The organism is Corynebacterium sp. HMSC074E01, from assembly GCF_001808885.1.
Classification (GTDB): Bacteria; Actinomycetota; Actinomycetes; order Mycobacteriales; family Mycobacteriaceae; genus Corynebacterium.
In genome coordinates, this window is record NZ_KV794809.1 from 1 (window position 1) to 4,396 (window position 4,396).

The 4,396-nt window shown below is 53.7% G+C and carries 4 protein-coding genes; 2 read left to right on the forward strand and 2 right to left on the reverse strand.

All coding sequences use genetic code 11. The annotated features are described in order from the left end of the window. Positions 1-336: 336 nt before the first annotated feature. Positions 337-1,008, reverse strand: coding sequence for a hypothetical protein (locus tag HMPREF2537_RS00610; protein WP_083298933.1), 672 nt, complete (start codon positions 1,006-1,008; stop codon positions 337-339). Positions 1,009-1,491: 483 nt separating this feature from the next. Continuing rightward, positions 1,492-2,964 carry a replication initiation protein gene (locus tag HMPREF2537_RS00615; RefSeq protein ID WP_246820172.1) on the reverse strand — a complete coding sequence of 491 codons (1,473 nt, stop codon included), beginning with the start codon at positions 2,962-2,964 and terminating at the stop codon, positions 1,492-1,494. Positions 2,965-3,368: 404 nt separating this feature from the next. On the opposite strand from HMPREF2537_RS00615, the gene HMPREF2537_RS00620 reads away from it, so the two are divergent. After that, on the forward strand, positions 3,369-3,968 hold the full coding sequence (locus tag HMPREF2537_RS00620; RefSeq protein ID WP_070524720.1) for a ParA family protein: 600 nt from the start codon (positions 3,369-3,371) through the stop codon (positions 3,966-3,968). An 8-nt stretch (positions 3,969-3,976) separates the two neighbouring features. Then, the gene (locus tag HMPREF2537_RS00625; protein ID WP_070524722.1) at positions 3,977-4,225 is read left to right on the forward strand and encodes a hypothetical protein; all 249 of its coding nucleotides are present in this window, start codon (positions 3,977-3,979) and stop codon (positions 4,223-4,225) included. The last annotated feature ends 171 nt before the right edge of the window (positions 4,226-4,396 follow it).

A 4,396-nucleotide genomic window follows, 5' to 3' on the forward strand; every position in this document is an offset into this window, starting at 1 on the left:
TCCTACTGCCCCAACTTTGCAACAGCACCGAAGTGCCTTACTCTCACTGGTGCTGTTGCAAAGTTGGGCGGAGAGCATTGGTCGAAATGGCGTCCTGGATGACCAATCAGACAGCACACGCTACCTAAAGCCGCCTGTTACCTAAACCTGCGCGAATCTCTCAATACGGCCTTTAGACTGCGAACACCGTCTGCCGGAGCGATGTTTGGCCTTAGGGTAACTTGCGTTGAACCTTTCCAAGGGTAAAATGAAGGTAGAGAAAGTGAGGACAAGGTCCCTCGCTATGAGTGAGGAAAGGTCTACAGGACAATTTGCGCCTGTAGGCCTTCCCTCTTTCTACTGGGGACGGGACGAGTAAATTTTCTTAACAGTACTCGTACCCGTGAGCCACTGCTCGAGAACTGGATCTATGCTCCCCACCAGCGAAAACGCATCACCAATCACATCGAGAACGTCAACATTGAGCAAACTATCCATGTGTGATACTCGATTACGCAGCAGATGAAGGTGAGCCACTCTCCAGTACGTCGTGTGACCGTCAGGATCTACTTCATGCGGAAACGCTGCTTCTAGCGCTTCTTCCCACATCCGGACACGATTCTTATTCTCCCTCTTCTCCGGTTCAGCATCTGGATCATGGTTCGGGAGAATGTCTTTCCACATCCCAAACATCGTGTTCGCCAAAGCATCATCATGCGTAATCTCAGCTCCATAGCGAGGATGATGTATGGAACGATTGCCCGCAGACTTCCGCGCTCGCCTCAACGCTTCTAGTCGCTTACCTTGAGTAAGCCCTCGCAATGGGGAAGCTGGAGCGTCGAGAAGCCAACTAGGATTTTCGGTTTCCCGACGGTTCCACTCCTGCAACTGTTCATCCATCGCATTACGAACAAGTACCTCGGTAATGCCGAGTGTTTCTTGCACCGATGCCCCCAACTCGACACTCCACCGATACAGCGCAAGAGCCCTTTTCTTGTTGCCGTCTGCAGCAGAAAGATATGGGGACATCCGAGCTGCCCCTAGGGCGCCAACTACCGTGTCCCTCGTGGCTGATTTCATAACGTAGATACTGCCACAGCAATCATGTAGAACAGCCCAAGCACTAATCACGCCACCTAACCGATGGCAGCGAACACGCAGCCCTGCCATCGGCAAAGCCAACATTTCTTATCCCCTAGGGCACCATGCTGGAGCTAATAACTAGCTCACCTCACGCATCTCCGCCTCCACGAGCTTGTACACAAACCGCGGAAAACAAAGTGCGCCTCACCCCTAGCCGCACGCACACACGCCTACATAGCTAAACCAACCTCCACCCCTCTCTAGATAGCATCCGCTCCCAAGAAAGAGTCAACCCACCACTGCCAAACAAGAACTCACTCAATCTTAAAACCAACAATTGGTGGCCCCATGTAAGCAGATAGTTTCTCTAAAAGCTAACTGCCCCATAAGGGAGCAGGGGAACCGTGTATTGCTTATAGTGTGAGCCCCCTACTTGTCGGGGAGCATGCCTGCTTCCTTAAGTGCGGCTAGGTGTCTCGTGACGGTGGCTCTGGAGAGTCCGGTCTCTTCCATGATGGCCGGGCGCGTGGGGGCGACACCTGTCTCATTAAGGGTCGCGACATAAGCTGTCATGACTTGAGCGCGACTCGTGCTGCCTTGGATTTTCTTTCTCTTCTGGATTCCTTCCAGTCTTTCCAACGCAGCTTGCGCGTATTCGCTGTCGCGGTCGTTCCATCGTTTAGCGGCCTTCTTGCCGCCCTTACGGCCCATCGTCGCCAACGCCTTACGCTCCCTAGCATTGACGCCATCAGTAGCGCCCGTGAACGACGAGGAACCGTTGGAGCGGTTATTCGACAACACGTAGCCACGCACACGACGCGCCATCGTTAAACGATCTCGCTGTGGCGGCATCTCCGGCTCGCGATGATCAGCGCCGACGGCCTGGGCGATGTTGTAGGCGCGCTCGTAGGCGTCAATGATCTTCGCATCCGTCATCCGCTCCCCCGCTTCCCGCAAACGGTGTGCGGTCGCCAACGCGTGACGGAACCCCGTCTCATCACGAGCGGCACGCCCCTCAGTGATCCACAGGACTTTAACCCCCTCGATCCGATCACCATCAAGCGCTTCGGCACTTGGAAGGTCGCCCTCCAAGGATGCGAGAAGTTCCCTGGCTTGTTGAGCTTGCTCACGGCGGGCACGGACAGCCTCAATTAGCTCACGGCCGCTAGAGAATTTCTGCGTACCTTTGGCCTCTGCGTGGGCTGGTTGACCGGTCATCGTGCGCACCTCGTCTCGCAAATGGGACAGCCTATCGACCCGGTGATGCTGAACATGCCAATGATAAGCAGCCGGATCATCCCCGGTATAAAACGGCGAGCGCGACAAATGGTGCGCAAACGCCACATCACCACCAAGCAACTCGGCCATGATCGTCATCGTCACCCGCAGCAGCCGCACATTTGACGCATCCCCTCCCCCATCGGCGTAGACCGGATCGATCAACCAAATCAGCTGACACTTCCCATTGGTCGGGTTAATCCCGATCCATGAGGGTCCAGCATTACCAGCAGCCAGCACCGCCAGCTTCTGACGCACCGACTCATTGAGACATTCAATCGTGCCTCCAGCCACACCTCGGCGATCAACATCCACGACGATCACCGTGGAGCGTTGTTTATGGGTCAGAGCCACGTACTGACAGCGCCCTAAGGCAGGAGCTTCGACGCGGTAGAGCTTCGGGGCGGTATTGCCGTCTTTGTCTTTGCGCCAGGCGGCTTTGAAGTTACGGGTCGGGCTTCCCTGAAGGGTCTTACGTCCTAGGTGGGCAATGAGCTGCTGGCGGTCACTATCGGTAACGCCAAAGTTGCCCAACGTGGTGGGTGTAGCACCCAGTGTTTGGGTGAGCAGCTGTGCTGCATTCCAGTGCGACTTTTTTGTGGGGACACGCTGCGGAACTTCCACAGCGGTGTCTGTGTTGGGTAGACTCATATTCAGGCTTTCTCCCCAAGGTGGATTTGGGGCGTAAAGCGAGCGCTCTGCGGGTTGCCGCCCGAAGGGCGCTCATTTTTATTTAGCGGGTAATGACCTCACTGTAATTACGTTGTTGAGCTTACCAAGCCATTACCACGCCTAAAAGCAGACAAGGATTAACCGATAGGCACATCTTCCCCTAGACATAAATATGCGCATAGAAAGATGTACGCGGATGGGCATATGCGCACATGCGCCTGTGTTGAACAAATTCTCAGAATTCAGCAGATCGTCAAATGTGTAGCCGTACATGCGCATTAGCGCACATGCGCACATGCGCTAATACGCATGTGTCATTGCCGCTAACTGGCACCATCTCTGCTTATCCTTGAATCATGCCCAACGTCATCTCAGTCATTCAGTCAAAGGGTGGCACAGGAAAAACGACAACAGCAATGTTTCTGGCCACCGCGCTTGAAGAAAACGGACGTACAGTTGCCGTCCTCGACATGGATCCACAACAGTCCGCTACGCGCTGGGCGCGAGCAACCGAGGACTTAAGATTCCCCGTCGTCCTAACATCATCCGTGCGTGACCTTAATTCTCAACTACGTCGATATTCCGATCTCGACTACCTAATTGTCGACACCCCTCCTGGTGGTAGTCAGCTTATCGATGCAGCAGCATCGGTGGCATCACTGATCTTGGTTCCTACAGGGGTATCTCCGATGGAGATTGATCGCACACAAGTCACCCTCGATGCTTTGGCGGATCTCGATACACCGGTCGCCGTAGTCCTCACCAACGTAGATAGACGTGAACGGCTCTTAGATGAGGTCCATGCAGAACTTGTAGGAAATGAGACGGCAGCCCTCGCTGACGTTGTGATCCCCACCCGCGCATCTACCCGACGGGCGTTCGGAACTTCCCCAAAAATGACTGAACCATGGAAGTCTCTTGCCATTGAGCTTGAGCAAGCATTCGCTGAGGACTAGGAGTAATTATGGCCATTGGAGATAGAAAGAAAGCAAAGCCTGCGGTACAGGAAAAAACAGAGAAGGTTCTCACTCCATCGCAGAAAATGTTTGCAGCTGCATCCAGCAAGACCAGCAAGGTCAATCTCTATGTCAAAGACTCAACCTTGCTCAAAGAAATGAAGATGGCAGCTCTTGAAGACGAAACAAGCTTGTCTGCTCTCTTTGAAGAGTGGGGTGCTGCTTGGCTTGATCAACGTAGATCAAATGAGAAATAACAGATCAAGAACATGCGCATAGGAGTATATGCGCCTACGCGCATGCTGCTGATCTTCACTTGTAGATCTTCTTAATCTTCCTTGCCGGTAGTGGCTTTGTGCATTGTTCTAGATCTCTATTCCATCGTCGATGCCGCTGTCCGGTGCTGTTGCAAAGTTGGGGCAGTAGGA

Excerpts from the sequence above, each read along its gene's own strand:
- HMPREF2537_RS00610 (WP_083298933.1), bottom strand. The coding sequence starts at position 1,008 with ATGTCCCCATATCTTTCTGCTGCAGACGGCAACAAGAAAAGGGCTCTT.
- HMPREF2537_RS00620 (WP_070524720.1), top strand. The coding sequence starts at position 3,369 with ATGCCCAACGTCATCTCAGTCATTCAGTCAAAGGGTGGCACAGGAAAA.
- HMPREF2537_RS00625 (WP_070524722.1), top strand. The coding sequence starts at position 3,977 with ATGGCCATTGGAGATAGAAAGAAAGCAAAGCCTGCGGTACAGGAAAAA.